Here is a 17406-nt window from a genome sequence, read left to right as displayed (position 1 = left end):
GCTCAGTCTGGCGCGCGCAGGAAAAACCGGGAATGGATAATCCCGACATCTTTCATGTCAAAATGGACAAATGAAAACGATCCTGATCCTTGCCCTCGACGGCGTGATGGATTCCAGCCTTGCGATCACGCTCGATACGCTGCGGGCGGGACAGTCTTTCCTTTCCCGCGCACGCAAGCCGGGCCAGGTCCGGATTCTCGTTGCCGGATACAGGAAGTCGGTGCGGACCGGCGGCGGCCTGCAGCTGAAGCCGGACATGTCCTTCGCGCAGCTGTCCGCGACAGACAGGTGGCCGGACTGGATCATCGTGCCGGGGCTCGGGCTGGTTTCCGACGGAGCGATCGCGGCGCGCCTCGCGCAGAAGGATGCGGCGGCCGCGATGGCGCTGCTGCGGCAGGCGCCGGCGTCCACGCGGATCGGCGCATCATGCTCCTCGGTATTCCTGCTTGCGCAATCCGGGCTGCTGGCCGGGCGCGATGTCACGATGACCTGGTGGCTGGCACACCTGTTCCGGGACCGCTACCCGGGCATCCGGCTGGACGAGACGAAGATGCTGGTGCGCGACGGCCGCTATCTGACTGCCGGCTCCGCCTACGCGCAGCTCGACCTGGCGCTGGCGGTCGTCGTCGACACGATGGGCACGGCGGCGGCGCACCTGTGCTCGCGCTACCTGCTGATCGACCAGCGCCCGTCGCAGGCGCGTTACATGATGCAGGACCACGTGCAGCATGTGGATCCGACCGTCATCGCGGCGGAGCGCTGGATCGATGCGCACCTGGCGGAGCCGATCAGCATCACGGCGCTCGCCGCGGCGCTGGCGGTGTCGCCCAAAACATTGGCCAGGCGCGTCGGGGCGGCTACGGGCATATCGCCGGTCAAGCTGATTCAGCGCCGGCGGCTGCTGCATGCCGCGCATCTGATCGAGTCGACATCCCTGTCCATTGAAGCCGTTGCGGCAAGGGTGGGATATCAGGACGGCACCGCGCTGCGCAAACTGGTCAGGCGCGAATTCGGCACGACGCCGGCTGCTCTGCGCGGCTAGCAATCCCGCACGCAGCGCAGCGCTACGCGGCCTGTCAGGGAAGGTTCGCGCACAGCATCCGCAACGCATGCTCGAACCCGCGGATGGACACCGTATCGCGGTACAGGATGGCGCGGCGCGCGACGAGCACAGACCGCAGGCGGCGGCGGTAATCCTCGTCGGTCGCGACCCGAACTGCTGTTGCGACATATTCGGCGCTGCCCGAATGAACCAGCTCATCCAGGCCGATGCGCTTCAGGATCGCGCTGGCGAAACGGCCGCGCATGAAGCTGCCCTCCACGGTAACGATCGGCAGCCCGCATTCGACTGCCTGCATCGCGGTATTGAAGCCGGAAAAGCCGATGGTATCGAGGAAAACATGGGCTTGGCGCATGATGCCGTAGAAGCGGGCAGGCGCTTGCCAGGGAATGGCCAGCATGTGCCGTGCCGGGTCGAGGCCGGCGTCGGCGAATGCCGATGCGATGCGGTGCCGGTATTTCTCGCTCAGCGCGGACAGGCGCGGGTTCGTGAAGAACAGGAACTGCGCTCCGGCAACCTTTCTCGCGATATCGACGAACACATGGTCGTGCTCCGGCGTGTACTTGAACGGGCTGCCCGCGCAAATGAACAGCGGTGCGCCCGGCCGCACCCCGAGGGCGGCGATGTCGACCTCCGCTGGCGCAACCTCGGGCGGATCGTAATAGCAGCCGAGGTTGGGCAAGGCGATCAGCCGTTCCGAATAGCATGCCTGCGCGGCATCATGCTCGAACGCCCGGGCGGACAGGTAGGCATCGATGGTCGGCATGCCGCTGGTTTCCGGGTGCCCCCAGGTGGCGACCTGGCGTGGCGCCAGCCGCATCGCCGCAAGTTGCGTCGTGAGCTGGTCCATGCCGAGTTCCGGATAGATCAGCACATCCGGATCGACGGCGATGATGCGTCTGGCCCATTCGAGCGCCGAGCCGGCGCCGCGATGATAGGAATCCGCGCTTTCCTTCGCCATCGCGGTCTGCGCATCTTCCTGCGATCCCAGGTCGAACGCATGCAATTCGAAGCTGTCGCGGTCGAGCGCGCTGAACCAGCCCTTGACGATGGCGGTCCAGACGGGATGGTGGATGAAATGCGCGGAGACCACGCCGACGCGTATCTTCGCCGCGCCGGAGCGGCGGGCGGTCCGGTGTGCGATGCCGTGCTGCGCGCTCCAGGACGCCATCAGCTCGGTGCACAGCCGGCCATAGGGAGCGAGCAGATCGCGGTTGTTCCTTTCCTCGTATGCCAGATAGAAGGGCTGCGCCGTGCCGACCACTTCAAGCGGGTTCACCGCGGGCTGCGCATCGATCCATTGCCGGAATGCCGCCAGCGCACCGGCGAACCGCTCCCTGGTCTTGTCCAGGTCGTCCGCACGTTCGCGCACTGCGGGAATCTGCGCCATCAACTGCTTGAACCGCGCCTCCGCCGACTGCGGGTCGAGCCGGACACACTGCGCGAACGCGTCGAGCGCCGCCTGCTGCTGCCCCATCAGGTAGTGGGTCGACGCCTTGTTGCACCAGGCATCGGCATGGGCGGGCTGCAACTGGAGCGCCTTGTCAAAGCTTTCGAGAGCCGCGTCGAGCAGGAACAGCAGCCTTTGCATGCAGCCGCGCGCGTGATGGAAATCGGCGGTCGGTCGCAGCGCGACCAGCTTGTCGTAGCGTTTCAACGCATCGGCGACGCGGCCGGCGGACTGCAGCAGCAGCGCGCAGTTGACTTGCGCATCCGCGTAGTCCGGCTGCAGCGCGGCCGCCGCTTCATAATCGGCGAGCGCTTCCTGCATCCGGCCGAGCGCGCGCCATGCATTGCCGCGGTTGTTCAGCGCGATCACGAAATGCGGATCGAGCGCCAGCGCCCGGTTGCAGCTGTCGAGCGCCTGCTGATGGCGGCCCGCCGCATGCAGCAGCAGCCCGAGGTTGGCATGCGCTGCCGGCTCGGCGTTGTTGATCGCGATGGCGCGGGTCAGCAGCACGATGCCCTCTTCCGTGCGCCCCTGCTGGTGCCGCAGCAGGCCGAGGAAGTGCACGCACTCGAACTGCGCGGGATGCTTGCTCAACACCCGGGTGTAGATCTCTTCGGCGGCAGCAAGATCGCCTTGCTGGTGCAGTTGGATTGCCTGCCGGATTTGCGCGAGCGGAATCAAAGGCACGACGCCCTTGAACCCGGTCGGTGCGTTGACAATCTGCTCGCGCGGCTGCGCGTGGTAGCGGTGGGCGCTGTACGACATGCTCGTCCTCTCCTGTAATCGCTTGTTCTCCCCCGGACTCGCGATCGAACGCCAGCCCGCGGTGCGCGGTGGCATCAAATGTAGATGTCTGCGAAGAAACGGATTTGATGGAACAGGGGTGAGCACATGTTTAGAAGCAGGCCTCTAATCTTTTGGCGGCGCGTGACGACCCTTGCCCGACGGCGGGGATGGAGAGTGCATCCGGTGGCGCCGAAGCCGGAGGAAAGATATGGCGCGGCGGTGCCGGTTCAGTTTGCCACCGCAGTTCCATTGCAGTCAGGCCGCTTGGCGCAAATCCCTGGAGGAAGTCGCTTCGCCAGCTCGAAACGGGATGCGGCGGTACTGTCAGTACAGGAAGAGGTAAGCGGCGAGCGCCGCGCAGCCGAGCGCCGCATGGGCCAGATGCCAGGCAATGCGCCGTCCGCGCTGCGCCGGCTTGCCGGCTGCCTTGCCAAGCGTGACGATCGCCTCGTCATCGTCGTCATCGTCGAGTTCGGGAATGACCGGCTGCGGCAAGGGCGCCGGCTGTTTTCGCGGCGATGCAGGCGCCGCAACCGCTGCCTGCGGCGGTGCGGGACGCGGCCGCGGCTCGATTGCCGGCGGCGTCGTCGGGGCCGGCCTTTGCCTGATTTCGTTTGCGGCGGCTTTTTTCTCGACTGGCGGCTGCGTCCTGCCGGTCGTCAGCATGCGGTGCAGCTCTTCCACCGTCGGCTTGCGCCGGTACACCCGTTCCCAGGCCTTGATGAGGTGGACATGTCCTTCGCCCAGCAGCGCATCATGCAGCAGATCGCCCATCGCGCGGCCCTTCTCGACGGCGACGCCAAGCTGCTGGTCGTGCGCGAGCACGGCGGTGCGCAGCAGCGCACGCACATGCGCCGGATCGTTGCTGTTGGCGAGCTCACCCTCGACGTCGAGGTACTCGACCTGCCCGTTGATCTGCACCGGGGGCTCGACAATCAGCCGTACATTGACCTGCCGCAGTTCGAGCAGCGCCTGCACCGGGAAATCAAGCGCCGGCATGCCGCTTTCCGCAACGGCGCCCGCCCCTTCGAGAAACAGGCGCGATTGCCGGTAGCCCTTGTAAAAAGAAAGCCAAGGCTCCATGTCGGCCTTGGCCAGCGAGAAGGGCTTGCTCCAGGTTTCCGCGTCGTCGTCGAGCGGCATCAATGCGGAACGCATGTCCGGGATGCGGTACACCTTGTCGATCAACTCTTCGAGCGGAAGCGGCGGCGCGGCCGGCGCGCGTTCCGCCGGGGCGTCGCGGCGCACGGCTTCCAGCCGCATCTGTTTCTTCTTCTGTTCGAGCGCGTCCTGGTGGATGCGGTTCTGCCGTTCGGATTCCCACTGCAGCGCGTTGTCCCGCAGGTCGAGTGCGTGCATGTTATGCAGCCTCCGTCACAGCACGCGGGCACCGCGGTTCTGCTCTTGCAGAACCGCTGCGCGCGGGTGCCGCCGACAACGCCTTGCTCCGCTTGCGGAGGGCGACATGGAAGGTTGCGAAAGACATCACGGCATCAACCGGCTCAGAGAATCGCTTCGGGAGCCTGCGACGCCATGATGATCGACGCGTGCACCGGCGCGGCGATGTTGCCCGCCTTGTCGCGCAACAGGGTCGACAGGATCTCGGTATCGGTGAAACGGAAACGCGAGAGCATCACATTGCAGCTTGCCAGCTTCAGCACCTGCGCGTTGCTCATGCCGGCCAGCAGGTCGGCAATCTCGCCGCTGATGCCCAGGCGGAAAATCGCCTCTGCCCGGTCGTGACGGATCATCTGCTGCGCAATCATCAGGTAGCTGAGATTGACATCGCGGATTTCAGACAAATAGTCATTGGTCATTTGATTCGGTCCTTATCTTAGTAAGCAAAAACTTCCTGTAGAACATCCAGAGCCTTGGCCATCGTTTCTTCTTCGACGGATCCGAGCTTTCTTATCAACCGCGACTTCTCCATCGTACAAATCTGATCCAGCAGGATCAGTCCTTCCTTGCCCATGAACCGCACCGGTATCCGGAACGGCGCGGGCAATTCGTGCGTGCTCATCGGCGCGACGATCAGCGTGCTCAGGTACTCGTCCATCTCCTCGGGCGAGACCACGACACACGGCCGCCGCTGCTGCGTCACGCTGCCGACCGGCTTGTCAAAGTCGATCAGCCAGATATCGGCACGCATCACCATGAAAAATCTGCATCCGCATTGTTGGGAATGAGCGGCCACGCGATCGGCTGCTCGGTTGTCCTTTCCGCAAGCTTCTTGCATGCCTGGGCCCAGCCTTCGCGCGACTTGCGCTTCGGCTTGCGAATCACGATGGCGTCCTCCTCCACCTGGATTTCGACCTCGCCCAGATCAAGACCGGTCTGTAACAAGAACGGCTTGGGGATCAGAACCCCCTGCGAGTTACCCATCTTGCGGATGGCAGTCTTCATAGAAATTCCTTTAACAGAATGTTCGAACATAGTACTACAAAATTGTTTCTTGGAAAATTTTAATTTGAACAATGTTGGAACAATGCATCGTAGGTAATAACGCCGTAAGAACTTTGGTAAAACGTAGTTCATGTAGTGCTGAAAGTAATCTTGAGAGAACACTCGAAGAAGCCGCGCGAAGGAAGCCGGTGGCACGATGCGGCCGCGGCAAATGGCATGACGGGAAAGGAGGGAAGCGCCTGGCGGCGCGGAAGAAAACGCAAAGCGTCCGCCGTATAAATGTCTTTATGACAAGCGATACCGGGCAGGAGGGCGCGGCGAACCGGACGGCGAACGAGACGACGAAAGCGATCGGGGCGGACGCAGCGGCGAAGGACGGGCCCGCTCGCGGCAGACCGGGCCGGACCTGAAGGATGGCGGAAACGGCACCGCGGCTTGGAGGAGGCGGCAGCAAGCCGCGCTGCCTGGAATAACTAAGGTTGCCTCGCCGGGAATGCCTTTGCCGATTGCCGGGCAACGCTCCTGGAGACAGGGGGGCTTAGTGGGAAACGGTCTGCGCCTGATACGACGGGCAGCCATTCGCGCCCCATTTGCCGTTGCACACGCGCCACTTGCAGATTTCCCTTTGAATGAAACTGGATGACTTGCTGCATTGCTGGAGCATGGCGGCGGTCAGCGACGCGCCCGGCCGCGATACCGTCGTCACGACCTGGCGCCCGGCCTGGGTCTTGGTTGCGCCCTGGGTCGCGCTCGCCGTGTTGCCTAGACTGCGTCCGCTGTCAGACTTTTTTTTTAGCTCCTCATCGACCTGTCGGCGGATGCGTTCGATCTCGCGGTCGGTCTGGCGTGCGGGAGTGCGGCGCTTGGTAGCTGCGGTGCTGACTGCCGGCTCGGCCTTGCGTGCAGCCTGCGCGGCGGCCTGCTGCGCCTCGCCGCCCGTTTCGGCCTGCTCGCGCGCATCCTGCGTTGCGGGCTTGTCCTGCCTCGCCTGCACATCCCGGCTGACGGGCGGGTTCACCGGCACGTCCTGCTGCCCCCGCGCGGCAGACAAGGATGCAGGCTCCGCCTCCTGCGCTCGTTGGCGAACCGCCTGGGCCTGCGGCGGGCGTACCGCGTCGTTGGTTTCCGGCTCGGCGGAGCTGTTGCCGGACGAGAGGCTTGCAGTGCTGTCGGGCGCGACGCCGGGGCTGGGCAGCACCGGCGCTTCCGCCTCCTCTACCGGCGGCGCGGCGCCGTCGTAAGGCAATTCACTCGGGCTGATGCCGCGCAGCGGCGTCGGCCGTCCAGCCTCCGAATACTTCGGCAGCTGGCGCGCAGGTGTAAACGATTGCACCGATTCGGGTACGCCGCCGGACCGCGGCGCATGCATCCACCATGCCGCGCCGAGGCCGACGCCTGCGCCGATCGCGAACACGCTCAGCATCATGCCGACATTGCGCCAGAGACTACGGGCTGCGCCGCGGTAGCCGTCATGGCCTGCCTGCAGCCGGTCGTAATAAGCGCCCCCGCCAGGCGGAAGGTATTTGCTGTCGAGCCTGGGCTCGACGCGTTCCTGATCGCGCGATTGCGGCGCCTGCTTTTCCGCGGCGCGCCATGGATTCGGTTCCGTCTGTGCGGCAGCGGGTGCCGGCCTGCCAGTACCGGACGAGTGCGGATGGGCTGAAGTGGAACCAGTCAAGAAGCGTTTCCTCCTCAAGATTTCCCGGTGCGTTCGCATACCTGCCTGCAGATACGAGAGGTTTGCCGGCACGGCACGCTGCGCATTTGCGAAACCGGCGTCCGCAGGTCGCGAACCAGCCGCTGGAAGCGCGTTGTTGCATGTTGCACACTTCATCCCAATCCCCGAGTGGGGCGTACTGCAATATGGGCAATGCATGATGGTATTGCCAGACGATCCAGTTGCCTGCGCAAATAAATGACCTTCGGCAGATGAACTTAGTTCAACAGAATAGGCGCGCGCAGGGCGCTTTCACAACGCCCGCCGCGCAAAAGCCGAACGACGATTGATCCGAATCATGCGCGTGCGCCAGCCTGCGTCCGCCGCAATATTTCCCTCTGGCGGGTATTGCAGCAAGTCAAAAAAAAAGGCTGCCGACAGGGGCAGCCGCTTCAACAGGAAACAGAAGAAAGCTACAGGTTCAGCTCATACACGATCTTCCACTGCGCCCCTTCCCTGGCCCAGTACTGGCGCTTGCGGATCGACGTCTTGCTCTTGCCGAACGTCGACTCCTGGGTGAAGGTGGACACGATCATGTCTTCGCGGCCTGGGTAAAAGAAATGCGTCATGTCGCGCAGGGTGACCGACAGGGACTTCACGCCACTCATGAATTGCTGATGCTTGGCCAGCCAGGTATCCGGCCCTTCGCCGCGGTCCGAGCGGAAGCGGCTCGAGTAGTTCTGCATGACCCGCGCCGGCTCCAGGCTTTCGATATCGCGCCGCCAGCCGTCGACCAGGCGGTTCGCCAGGCCACGGTCGTTGTCCCACTTCGTCTTGTTCACGAAGTCGATGCTCTCCGCAATCAGCACCGGCGTCTTCCCGATCTCGACCGAGGTCGCGAGCTTGTGCAGGTCGGGATTGGTCAACACCACGCAGCCGTCGGAAGACAGCGGCGGACGGGAAAAGCTGTCCGAGGGCGTGCCGTGCAGCCAGATTCCCGAACCGCTGCGGCCGTTGATCTTGTCCCATTCGTTCGGATAGTTGATCGGCAGCGCGCCCGAGCCGTAGAAATCCGGCAGCCGCGCGCCGGGCAGGTGACTCGTGATGTAATACACGCCGACCGGCGTCTTCTGGTCGCCTTCCTTTACCTTGTTGATGCCGAGCTTGCCCTGGCTGATGTAGTAGTCGGTGACGAACTTCAGCTGCCCGCCCTGGTTCGCGTACACATACAGGCGCGAACGGCGGGCATCCACCAGCAGCACATGCTTCTGGTCTTCGCGCAGCTTCAGCACCAGACGCGGAATCAGGTCCGGGTCGGGACGCTCGCGCAGCGACTTCAGGCGCACCATCGCTTCTTCACGCAGGTTGCGCAGCTTTTCCTCGGGGCCGTCGACCGCGCCGAGCGTCTTGACCGGCTGCGTCTGCATCAGCAGCAGGTCGCCGCGAATCAGGTGTCCGAGACGGAAGTTGGGATAGGCCTCGACCAGCTTGTCTGCACGGTCCATCGCCTTGCGCAGGTTGTTGGCGCCGAGCGCCTTGTAGACCTCGATCAGCAGGACTTCGGGATCGGGCTTGTTCTCGACCGCCGGCGCTGCCGGTGCCTCCTGCTGCGCCCGTGCGCCCTGCTTCTTGCCGGCCGCCGCGGCCGGCGCGACCATGCCTGCCGCCGCGACCACGCAGGACAAGCCGAGAAGCAGAACGCGCACGGCACCGGACTTCGTGCGGCCGTCGGTAGAGTCGAACCGGAACATCAGCTACCCGTCATCTCCTGCTTGATCTGCCACCTGCCGCCCTGCTTGGCCAATACCAGCGTCTTGCGGGTGTTGGCGGTCAGGCGGTCGGATACGTACACCTGGCGGAACTTGACCGTGGCGGTATTGCCGTTGACCGAGATCTGCGGCGCCTCGACCTTGACGCTGATGCTGCCCTTGCCGACGATGCGCGCGCGGCGGTCGTCTTCCCAGGCCTTGCGCGGCACGCCGTTCGGGGTCTGGAAGTCGCCGCCGTAGTAATTCAGGTAAGACTTCACGTCCTGCGCGCTCCAGGCGCGGGCCCAGCCGTTGACCGCCTTCAGCACGTCATCCCGTTCGCCGTTGTCTTGTTGCGCCGGCTTCGGCTCGGGCTTGGATTCCTGCTTGGCCACCTGCGGCGCGGGCGCCGGCTTGGCGGCAGGAGCCGCAGCAGCAGGCGCAGGTGCGGCGGCGGCCGGAGCAGGCGCGGGCTTGGCGGGTGCGGGTGCGGGCGCGGGCGCGGGCGCGGGTGCAGGGGCGGCTGCCGGTTCCGGCGCCTTTGCCACCACGGTCGGCGCAGGGGTTGCTGCAGGCGCCTTGGCATTTGCGCCATTCATGCTGCCGACCAGCGAGCGCACCAGCGTCAGCTTGGACTTGGCGGCGGAATTGCCGGAGTCGAGCTGCAGCGCCTTGTCGTATGCCTGGCTGGCAAGTTTGGCATGCACGTCGCCGAGGTTTTCATAGGCAGTCGCATAACTCGGGTTGGTGCGGATCGCGGCGTCCAGTGCCAGGCGTGCCTTCTCGTACTGGCCGGACGCGGCATACAGAACGGCAAGATTGTTGTACGGTTCGGGCAGGCCGGGGTAATCCTCGGTCAGCTTGGTAAAGACCGCGATCGCTTCGGCCGACTTGTTCTGCTCGGTCAGGATCACGCCCTTCAGGAAGCGCATCTGCGCGTCGCGCGGATTCTTGTTCAGGAATGCGTCGGCACGCGCAAGCGCTTCGGCATACTGCCCGGCGCGCATGAATTTGGTGACATCGGTATAGTCGTCCGCGAAAGCGGGCGTGGCGAACAATGCAGCGAGCAGGCTGGACAGCACTGCGGTTCTGCTGAGTGCGGGACGCAAACGGAAATTGATCATGCGGCGCGATGTGTAAGTCAAGGATGTTATTGATTTGTCTTGCAGCAAAACCACTCTGCGGACACGGCTTGCGACAGGCGCCGCGGCGCGCATTTCCGCCGCTGCCGCTGCCCTTCAAAACCAGTGCATTCTAACCTCACTGGCCCAAATACGCCATTTGGCGGCGCCCCGCGTACCGGCCTCGCAACCGGGGTGAATCAAATGGAAACGGCGCCCCGCGCGCAGACAGGATCGCCGTGAAAATGCCGGATCACTCCTTGCCGGATTCCGGCTGCACTGCCTGTCCTGCAGCGGCCGGCACAGCGCTGAGCTGATACGACATTTGCAACCGTGCCGGCGCGGTAGCCGCAGGCGCATGCACGATCGGCATCGACGCCTGCGCGAACGCGGCGGACGGCTGGCCACCCTGCATCGTGAAGCTTGCCGCCACCGCGATGCCGGCCGCGAACGCTGCACCGCCGAGCAGCGCCACGAGCGGACGCTTGATCGCGCTGCCCTTTGCCGCCGGGACCGGCGACTCGGCCAGTACCGCCTGCGCACGCGTGCGCCATTCGCCGACCGTCGCCTGGCGCTGCTTCATGCGCTCCAGCAGGTCTTCCGCGATCGCCTGCGCTTCCGCGTGCTCGCGCTCGCTGTTGGCGCGCAGCGCATCCGCCTGTACCGCGGTGGACGTGGCGTATTCCGTCTGCCTGCGCGCTGCCTCCAGCGCGCGGCGTTCCGCCTCGGCGCGTGCCTGCTCCGCCGCGCGGGCCGCGGTTTCGGCGGCCATGCGCCTGGCCGCGAGCTCGGCCGCCTCGCGTTCGAGGGCGGCGCGCTTCTCGGCCTCGGCAGCCGCGACTTCCTCGGCGTGCACCTTTTCCTTGATCGCGGCAAGCGCTTCCTGTTCGGCCTTGGCGCGCGCGCTTTCCAGGCGCGCCAGCTCGATCGCTTCGCGCGCCTTCGCTTCGGCGGCTTCGGCGGCGATGCGCTGCGACTCGGCGCGCTCGGCCGCCTTTTCCAGGAATTCCTTCTCGGCCTTCGCCCGCGCTTCGCTGGCCGCGCGCGCGGTGCGCTCGGCCTGTTCGCGTGCGCGCGTCACCTGGACCAGCTCGCTGTCGATGCGCGCGCGCGCTTCCGCATCCGCGCAGGCGGCCTTGTCCGCAGCGATCTTCTGTTCCGCCGCGGCGCGCGCCTTTTCTTCGGCCTCGGCCCGCTCGCGCTCGACGCGCATTTTCTCCTGGATCGCAGCCAGCGCCTTCTGTTCGGCATTGGCGCGCTGGCGTTCCGCGGTGGCGAGATCGATGGCTTCGCGCGCCTTCGCGATCGCCAGCTCCGCGGTCTTGCGCTGGAGCGCCGCATGTTCAGCAGCCTTCTCGAGCATTTCCTTTTCGGCCGCGCATGCCGCTTCGGCAGACTCGCGCGCGGCGCGCTCTTCCCGTTCGCGCGCGGCCAGCGTCTTGGCGTGCTCCTGCTCGGCCTTGGTGCGCGCTTCGGCTTCGGCGCGCATCTGCTTCTCGGTAGCGAGCTTCTTCTGGATGGTTTCCAGCGCCTGCTGTTCGGCGACCACGCGCGCCTGTTCCGCCTTGGACAGTTCGATCGCGTCGCGCACCTTGCGCAGCGCCACCAGCGCGGCCTTGCGCTCCAGTTCGGCGCGGGCGGCCGCCTGCTCCATCAGCTGCTTTTCGGTGTTGAGCTGCGCTTCGATCGCCTTGCGCACGATGCGCTCGGCTTCCTCGCGGGCGCGCATGGTTTCGGCCTGCTCGCGCTCCGCGATGCTACGCGCTTCGGCTTCGGTCTGCAGCGCCTTCTCCGCCGCGAGATGCTGCTGCACCGCTTCCAGCGCCTGCTGCTCGGCCAGCGCCCGTTCCTGCTCGACGCGTGCCAGTTCGCTTGCTTCGCGCGCCTTCGCTTCGGCCGCTGCGGCAGCCTGGCGTGCCGCCTCGGCCCGCTTCTCCGCGGATTCGCGCTGCAGCGCTTCTGCTTCCTGCCTGGCCAGCACCGCGTCGCGCTCCGCCTGCTCGGCGAGTTCGCGCGCGCGCATGGTTTCCGCATACTCGGCCTCGATGCGGGCGCGTTCGGCGGCATAGCCGCGGGCCGCCTCTTCCGATGCGCGCTTCTTCTGGATCGCGTCCAGCGCCTGCTGCTCGGCCAGCGCGCGCTCCTGCTGGGTACGCGCCAGCTCGGCCGCTTCACGCGCCTTCGCCTCGGCGGCCTCGGCTGCCTGGCGCTCCATCTCGGCGCGCTTTTCGGCCTGTTCGAGCTGTTCCTTTTCCGCGGCGCACTTTGCTTCGATCGCGCGCCGGATTTCCAGCTCTTCCTGCCGGCGTGCGCGCAGCAGTTCCGCATGGCCTTCCTCGCCGCGCGCGCGTGCTTCGGCTTCACTGCGCGCGGCTTCTTCCGCCTGGCGCCGGTCCTGCTCCGCCAGCAGCGCGTGCTGCTCGGCTTCCGCGCGTTCGCGTTGCGCCCGGGCCAGCTCGGTCGCTTCGCGCGCCTTCAGCAATGCCGCCTGTGCTGCCTTGCGCTGCAGCTCGGCGGCAGCGCGGGTTTGCGCCGCGGCATGCTTTTCCGCGGTGGCTTCCGCTTCACGGGCGGCGCGCAGGGCGCGGTCGGCTTCTTCCCGCTCGCGCAGCGCGGCGGTCTGTTCCTGTTCTGCGCGCAGGCGGGCCTGCGTTTCGGCGTGCGCTGCCTGTTCGGCAGCGAGCTTTTCCTGAGCCGCCTTCAGCGCCTGCTGCGCCACCTCGGCGCGCTGGCGTTCCAGCTGGACCTTCTGCTGCAGCGCTTCCAGCGCCTGCTGTTCATCCTTGGCGCGCTGGCGCTCCAGGCGCGCCAGCTCGACCGCTTCGCGTGCTTTCACCAGCGCGGCCTGCGCGGCTTCGCGCTGCGCATCGGCGCGCTCCATCGCCTTTGCCAGCGCCAGCCTGGCCGCTTCGCATTCCTGTTCCTTGGCGATGCGCGCCACATGCTCTGCCTGCTCCTGTTCGCGCAGCAGGCTGGTGTGCTGCTGCTCCGCGTCGGCGCGCGCCTTCGCTTCGGCGATCGCGGCCTCTTCGGCCCGGATCTTTTCCTGCAGCGCGGCGACGGCCTGCTGTTCGGCCTCCGCGCGCTCGCGCTCGACGCGGGCGGCTTCAGCGGCTTCGCGCGCCTTGGCAGCGGCAAGTTCAGCCGACTGGCGCTGCAGTTCGGCATGTTCGGCGGCGCGCTGATATGCTTCCTGTTCGGCGGCGGCGCGGTCGGCGGCGACCTTGGCGGCGGCGCGTTCGACCTCGACGCGCTTTTCCGCGAGCAGGCGGGCGCGCTCTTCCTCTTCCGCGCGTGCCCTGGCCGTGGCGGCGATGTGCTGCTCGGCTTCGGCGCGCTCGCGTGCTTCCCGGGAGGCGCGTTCTTCGGCGGCGGCGCGGGCGCGCGCCTCGAGGTCGGCCTTGTGCTCGGCTTCGATGCGCGCCAGCGCCATTTCCTGCAGCTCGCGTTCGGTCTTGATGCGCGCTTCGGTGGCGATGCGGATGCGGTCTTCCGCTTCGCGCCGCGCCTGCGCGGCAGCGGCGGCGACGGATTCCGCGTATTCGCGGCGCGTCGCCGCTTCGCGCATGTCCGCTTCCGCCTGCAAACGGATCTGCAACGCCTGCGCGGCCTTGCGCTCCATGTCGATACGCGACTGGGCGGCGGCTTCCTGTTCCTGTTCGGTGACGGCGCGGGCGCGCGCTTCTTCGCGGGCCCGGACTTCGACCGGCGCGCGGCTGAGCGTCGCCTTGAGCGCCATTTCCTCGGCGCGCTCGCGCTCACGCGCAATTTCCAGTGCCTCGGCGCGTGCCTTGGCCAGCATTTCGGCGGACACGCGCGCTTCCTTCTCGCGGCGCTCCTGCTCGCGCGCCAGTTCCGCGATGCGGGCGTCGGCGCGGGCGCGGGCTTCGGCTTCCTGGCGCGCGGCCTCGGTGGCGGCGACGCGTTGCGCGGCCTGCCAGCGTGCCAGTTCGGTTTCCTGCGCGAGCTCTTCGACCGCGGCGGAGGCGCGCGCGGTCAGCTCGGTTTCGGCGGCGATCTGCTCCGCGGCGCGCTGGCGCGCTTCGGCCTCGGTGCGGGCGCGTTCCTCGGCGATGCGGCGGGCTTCCGCTTCCGCTTCGGCGCGGGCGCGCAGTTCGGTGATTTCCTTCTTGACGGCGGCGGCGCGCGCTTCGGCGGCTTCGCGCGCCTGGCGTTCGGCTTCCAGACGGGCGCGGCTGGCTTCGATCGCTTCCTCGGCTGCTCTGGCGCTTTGATACGCCTCGGCGGCGGCGGCCGCCTCGATGCGGGCGCGCTCTTCGGCGAGGGTACGGGCACGGGCTTCCGCATGCGCGCGGTTCTCGGCGGCGACGGTGGCCTTGGCCTCGGCTTCGACGCGAGCGATCGCTTCGCGGATGGCTTTCAGGTCGACGGCGCCGGAACGGCCGGCGGGAGACGGGCTGCCCATGCCGTCGGCATCTTCGTCCTCAAGGGCTGTTGCCTGAAGTCCGAGGTTCTTTTTCATCGCCTGATTTGTTTCCATGTGTGCTCCCGCTGGATGAGCGATTCCGGCTGCTGCGGCGCCGCTGGACGGGCCGGAATTTCTTATCCTGCATTATTGCGGGCCGCGCTGCGGTTCAGCCTCCCGAAAAGAAAGGGATTTGGCAGCTATTTCCTTGAAACATCAGGGAAATTTGCAGGAATCCCATGTTCATGGGGTGGAAGCAAGGCGGGAATTAGCGTTTCATTAACACTCGTCGCGATCCGTTTCGGCGCGCCGGGGCGTCCGGCACGCAAAAACCGTACAACGCATAAGAGTATGCGGCAAAGAGAGAAGGCGGCAGGTATGATCCGCCCAGCGGCGCGGCGCAAGGATTGCCGGAAAAGCAGATCCGAGGGAGAGACTCATGCACATACAAAAAAAGCCGGGTGCGATGGCGCCGGCACAGAATGCCGTCCTCGCGGCCGGTTCCCTGCTGGCCGGCGTCAGCCGCTTGCGGGCGATGGCCGGCGGTACCGGCGGCAGCGGCGGCGCGGGCGGCACGCCCGCCGCGCAACCGCAGGCGGAGCAGGCGCCGCCGTTCGCAGGGCGGCGCATCCTGGTGGCCGACGACAATCCGGTGAACCAGGAAGTCGCCGTCCGCCTTCTCGAGAAGCTTGGGTGCCGCTGCGAGGTCGCGGCAAACGGCGTGCAGGCGGTCGCGCTGCAGACCGCGCGCCCGTGCGAGCTGGTGCTGATGGATTGCGAGATGCCGGAACTGGATGGCTTCGAGGCAACCCGGCGCATCCGCGCTTTCGAAGGCCGGCGAGGGGTCCCGATCATCGCATTGACGGCAAGCACCGGCCAGGGCGAACGGGAACAATGCCTGGCCGCCGGCATGGACGATTTCCTGTCCAAGCCGATCCGGCCCCAGATGCTCGGCGACATGCTGGCGCGCTGGCTTCCCGCCGCGGCGCCGGCCGCGCCCGCAGACGAACCCGCGTCCTGCGAGGATGAGCTCGAAGCGATCCACGAGATGTTCGGCCCCGACTTCGGCGAACTCGCGGCGCTTTACCGGAAAGACGGGCCTCCGCGCCTGGCGGCGCTGCGCGGCGCATGCGCCGCCGGCGATGGCGCGTATGCGGCCAAGGTCGCGCACGCGTTCGGCGGCAGCAGCGCCTCGATCGGCGCAACCGGCTTGTGCGCGTTGTGCAAAGAGCTGGAGTCGCGCGCCAAGGCAGGCATGCTCGACGGCGCCGAGGCACGCCTGGAGGCGATCGAGGCGGAATTCCACCGCATCTGCGGCAAGCTGCAAGCGCTGCTTGGATCCTGAGAGGCGGACATGGGAGCGACCCGGAAGGAACTGACCACCCTCATCGCCGACGACGACGCCACCACCCGCGCCGCCCTGCGCCTGCTGTTGCGCGAACACGGCTGCCAGGTTGTCGCCGAAGCGCAGGACGGCGAACGCGCGGTGGAACTGTGCGCGGCGCACCGTCCGCATATCGCCTTCATCGACATCAATATGCCGCGGCTGGACGGCCATGCGGCAGCCCAGCGCATACGCCTGAACTCGCCCGCCGTCAGCGTGATCATGGTGACCGGGCTGGCGACGATGGACAACGTGCAGCGCGCGCTGCAGGCCGGCGTGAGCGGTTTCGTCGTCAAGCCCTTCAACGCGATGAAGGTGGGCGAGGCGATCGCTCACTGCATGAAGCAGAAGCGCTGACCTCCGCGGGCGCGCGCCGGATCAGCCGTCTTCGCGCACCACCATCAATCCCGCCCGCAGCCCCGGGCGCACGTCCGGATTCGGGAACACCACATACTCGGTCTGCGCGCCGACGCGGTAAGCCAGGTCGCCGTCTTCCGCGATCAGGCTGCCCGGCGCCATAGCCGTGAAATTCTCCGTATCGCGGCCGAAGGCCATGCGGAACGCGTCGCTGCGCTTGACCAGTTCCTGCGCCACCCTGAACACGGCGGGTGCGGTCCCGGCGGGCACGCGCACGGTGCGCAGGAAGGCGTCGATCGCGTGGCGCGCTGCGTCGAACCGGTCCAGGTCGTTGGCGCCGAGCATACCGACCTGTCCCAGCTCCACAGTGGCGCTGGTCGCGCCGAACATCTGTGCGGTATGGGCGCTGTAGGTGCCGGCCGAAGCCGGACTGAGGATGGCGGCCTCGATCCCCGCGCGGCCGAGGAAGCCGAGCAAGGCGTCCCGCCGCGGCCCGGCAACGGCCTCCGGCACGACGGCAAACGCCGGATAGCGCGAGGCGCGGATCGCGGTATGCAGATCGAGATGCCACTTGTCCGCATCCGGCGCCGCAAAGAAGCCGGCGGTCGCGCGCATGATCGTGTCCGCACGCGCTGCTTCGGCCGCCGACTGCAGGTCGCCGCGCGCCTCCCGGAACATGCGGTTCAGGTCGGCATCGATGAAACGCCTGCCCTGCGCGATCGCCGCAATGTTTCCTACCACTACCATCAGGTCCACGGCGAGCGCGTGCGGCTGCGCGGCCAGCGCATCCAGCAGGCCGGCCAGCATCTCGATCGGCGCGGTCTCGTCGCCGTGCACGCCGACCGACAGCAGCAGCGCCGGGCGGCGCAGCATGTGCCCGGAGGATGATAGCTGCAGGATGCCGCGCGCTGGCAGGCGCACCCGGAAGCCGGCATTCGCGAAGCGGTCGGCGATATGCGTGAAGTCGCCTTCGGCCAGCGCACGCACCTGTTCCGATACCCTGGTTTCCATGGC

13 protein-coding genes are annotated in these 17406 nt (G+C 66.8%); 3 read left to right on the top strand and 10 right to left on the bottom strand.

Features of this window, described 5'->3' with window-relative positions; translation table 11 throughout:
- Positions 1–70 precede the first annotated feature (70 nt).
- Complete coding sequence (locus VEC01_RS16060; RefSeq protein ID WP_324901915.1) at positions 71–1042, top strand: GlxA family transcriptional regulator; 972 nt, start codon at positions 71–73, stop codon at positions 1040–1042.
- Between the two features lie 34 nt (positions 1043–1076).
- On the opposite strand, the gene VEC01_RS16055 is transcribed toward VEC01_RS16060, so the two are convergent.
- The 9 genes from VEC01_RS16055 to VEC01_RS16015 all read right to left on the bottom strand — a co-directional run bounded on the left by VEC01_RS16055 (position 1077) and on the right by VEC01_RS16015 (position 14726).
- Complete coding sequence (locus VEC01_RS16055; protein ID WP_324901914.1) at positions 1077–3275, bottom strand: tetratricopeptide repeat protein; 2199 nt, start codon at positions 3273–3275, stop codon at positions 1077–1079.
- Between the two features lie 345 nt (positions 3276–3620).
- Positions 3621–4655 carry a hypothetical protein gene (locus tag VEC01_RS16050; protein ID WP_324901913.1) on the bottom strand — a complete coding sequence of 345 codons (1035 nt, stop codon included), beginning with the start codon at positions 4653–4655 and terminating at the stop codon, positions 3621–3623.
- Positions 4656–4798: 143 nt separating this feature from the next.
- On the bottom strand, positions 4799–5113 hold the full coding sequence (gene flhD / locus VEC01_RS16045) for a flagellar transcriptional regulator FlhD (protein WP_324901912.1): 315 nt from the start codon (positions 5111–5113) through the stop codon (positions 4799–4801).
- 17 nt (positions 5114–5130) lie between these two features.
- Positions 5131–5451, bottom strand: a complete 321-nt coding sequence (locus VEC01_RS16040; RefSeq protein ID WP_324901911.1) for a type II toxin-antitoxin system PemK/MazF family toxin — start codon at positions 5449–5451, stop codon at positions 5131–5133.
- Positions 5445–5699 carry an AbrB/MazE/SpoVT family DNA-binding domain-containing protein gene (locus VEC01_RS16035; protein ID WP_324901910.1) on the bottom strand — a complete coding sequence of 85 codons (255 nt, stop codon included), beginning with the start codon at positions 5697–5699 and terminating at the stop codon, positions 5445–5447. The genes VEC01_RS16040 and VEC01_RS16035 overlap by 7 nt, the downstream gene beginning before the upstream one ends.
- Before the next feature lie 538 nt (positions 5700–6237).
- The gene (locus VEC01_RS16030; RefSeq protein WP_324901909.1) at positions 6238–7377 is read right to left on the bottom strand and encodes a hypothetical protein; all 1140 of its coding nucleotides are present in this window, start codon (positions 7375–7377) and stop codon (positions 6238–6240) included.
- Between the two features lie 452 nt (positions 7378–7829).
- Positions 7830–9107 carry a L,D-transpeptidase family protein gene (locus VEC01_RS16025; protein WP_324901908.1) on the bottom strand — a complete coding sequence of 426 codons (1278 nt, stop codon included), beginning with the start codon at positions 9105–9107 and terminating at the stop codon, positions 7830–7832.
- Entirely contained in the window at positions 9107–10249 is a 1143-nt protein-coding gene (locus tag VEC01_RS16020; protein WP_414691463.1) for a tetratricopeptide repeat protein, read from the bottom strand. Before VEC01_RS16020 ends, VEC01_RS16025 begins: the two co-directional genes overlap by 1 nt.
- A gap of 229 nt (positions 10250–10478) precedes the next feature.
- Positions 10479–14726 carry a hypothetical protein gene (locus tag VEC01_RS16015; RefSeq protein WP_324901906.1) on the bottom strand — a complete coding sequence of 1416 codons (4248 nt, stop codon included), beginning with the start codon at positions 14724–14726 and terminating at the stop codon, positions 10479–10481.
- Between the two features lie 364 nt (positions 14727–15090).
- On the opposite strand from VEC01_RS16015, the gene VEC01_RS16010 reads away from it, so the two are divergent.
- Positions 15091–15996, top strand: a complete 906-nt coding sequence (locus VEC01_RS16010) for a response regulator (RefSeq protein WP_324901905.1) — start codon at positions 15091–15093, stop codon at positions 15994–15996.
- Between the two features lie 9 nt (positions 15997–16005).
- Positions 16006–16392, top strand: a complete 387-nt coding sequence (locus VEC01_RS16005; RefSeq protein ID WP_324901904.1) for a response regulator — start codon at positions 16006–16008, stop codon at positions 16390–16392.
- Between the two features lie 21 nt (positions 16393–16413).
- On the opposite strand, the gene VEC01_RS16000 is transcribed toward VEC01_RS16005, so the two are convergent.
- Positions 16414–17403, bottom strand: coding sequence for a succinylglutamate desuccinylase (locus VEC01_RS16000; protein ID WP_324901903.1), 990 nt, complete (start codon positions 17401–17403; stop codon positions 16414–16416).
- Positions 17404–17406: the final 3 nt, after the last annotated feature.

Source organism: Noviherbaspirillum sp. (assembly GCF_035627455.1).
In the GTDB taxonomy this organism is placed as follows: Bacteria; Pseudomonadota; Gammaproteobacteria; order Burkholderiales; family Burkholderiaceae_D; genus Noviherbaspirillum.
Note: the sequence above shows the minus strand (reverse complement) of the source record. Positions and strands in the feature narration are given on the sequence as shown.

What these genes read in the sequence shown, in the direction of transcription:
- VEC01_RS16060 (WP_324901915.1), top strand. Translation starts at nt 71, where the DNA reads ATGAAAACGATCCTGATCCTTGCCCTCGACGGCGTGATGGATTCCAGC.
- VEC01_RS16055 (WP_324901914.1), bottom strand. Translation starts at nt 3,275, where the DNA reads ATGTCGTACAGCGCCCACCGCTACCACGCGCAGCCGCGCGAGCAGATT.
- VEC01_RS16050 (WP_324901913.1), bottom strand. Translation starts at nt 4,655, where the DNA reads ATGCACGCACTCGACCTGCGGGACAACGCGCTGCAGTGGGAATCCGAA.
- flhD (WP_324901912.1), bottom strand. Translation starts at nt 5,113, where the DNA reads ATGACCAATGACTATTTGTCTGAAATCCGCGATGTCAATCTCAGCTAC.
- VEC01_RS16040 (WP_324901911.1), bottom strand. Translation starts at nt 5,451, where the DNA reads ATGGTGATGCGTGCCGATATCTGGCTGATCGACTTTGACAAGCCGGTC.
- VEC01_RS16035 (WP_324901910.1), bottom strand. Translation starts at nt 5,699, where the DNA reads ATGAAGACTGCCATCCGCAAGATGGGTAACTCGCAGGGGGTTCTGATC.
- VEC01_RS16025 (WP_324901908.1), bottom strand. Translation starts at nt 9,107, where the DNA reads ATGTTCCGGTTCGACTCTACCGACGGCCGCACGAAGTCCGGTGCCGTG.
- VEC01_RS16015 (WP_324901906.1), bottom strand. Translation starts at nt 14,726, where the DNA reads ATGGAAACAAATCAGGCGATGAAAAAGAACCTCGGACTTCAGGCAACA.
- VEC01_RS16010 (WP_324901905.1), top strand. Translation starts at nt 15,091, where the DNA reads ATGCACATACAAAAAAAGCCGGGTGCGATGGCGCCGGCACAGAATGCC.
- VEC01_RS16005 (WP_324901904.1), top strand. Translation starts at nt 16,006, where the DNA reads ATGGGAGCGACCCGGAAGGAACTGACCACCCTCATCGCCGACGACGAC.
- VEC01_RS16000 (WP_324901903.1), bottom strand. Translation starts at nt 17,403, where the DNA reads ATGGAAACCAGGGTATCGGAACAGGTGCGTGCGCTGGCCGAAGGCGAC.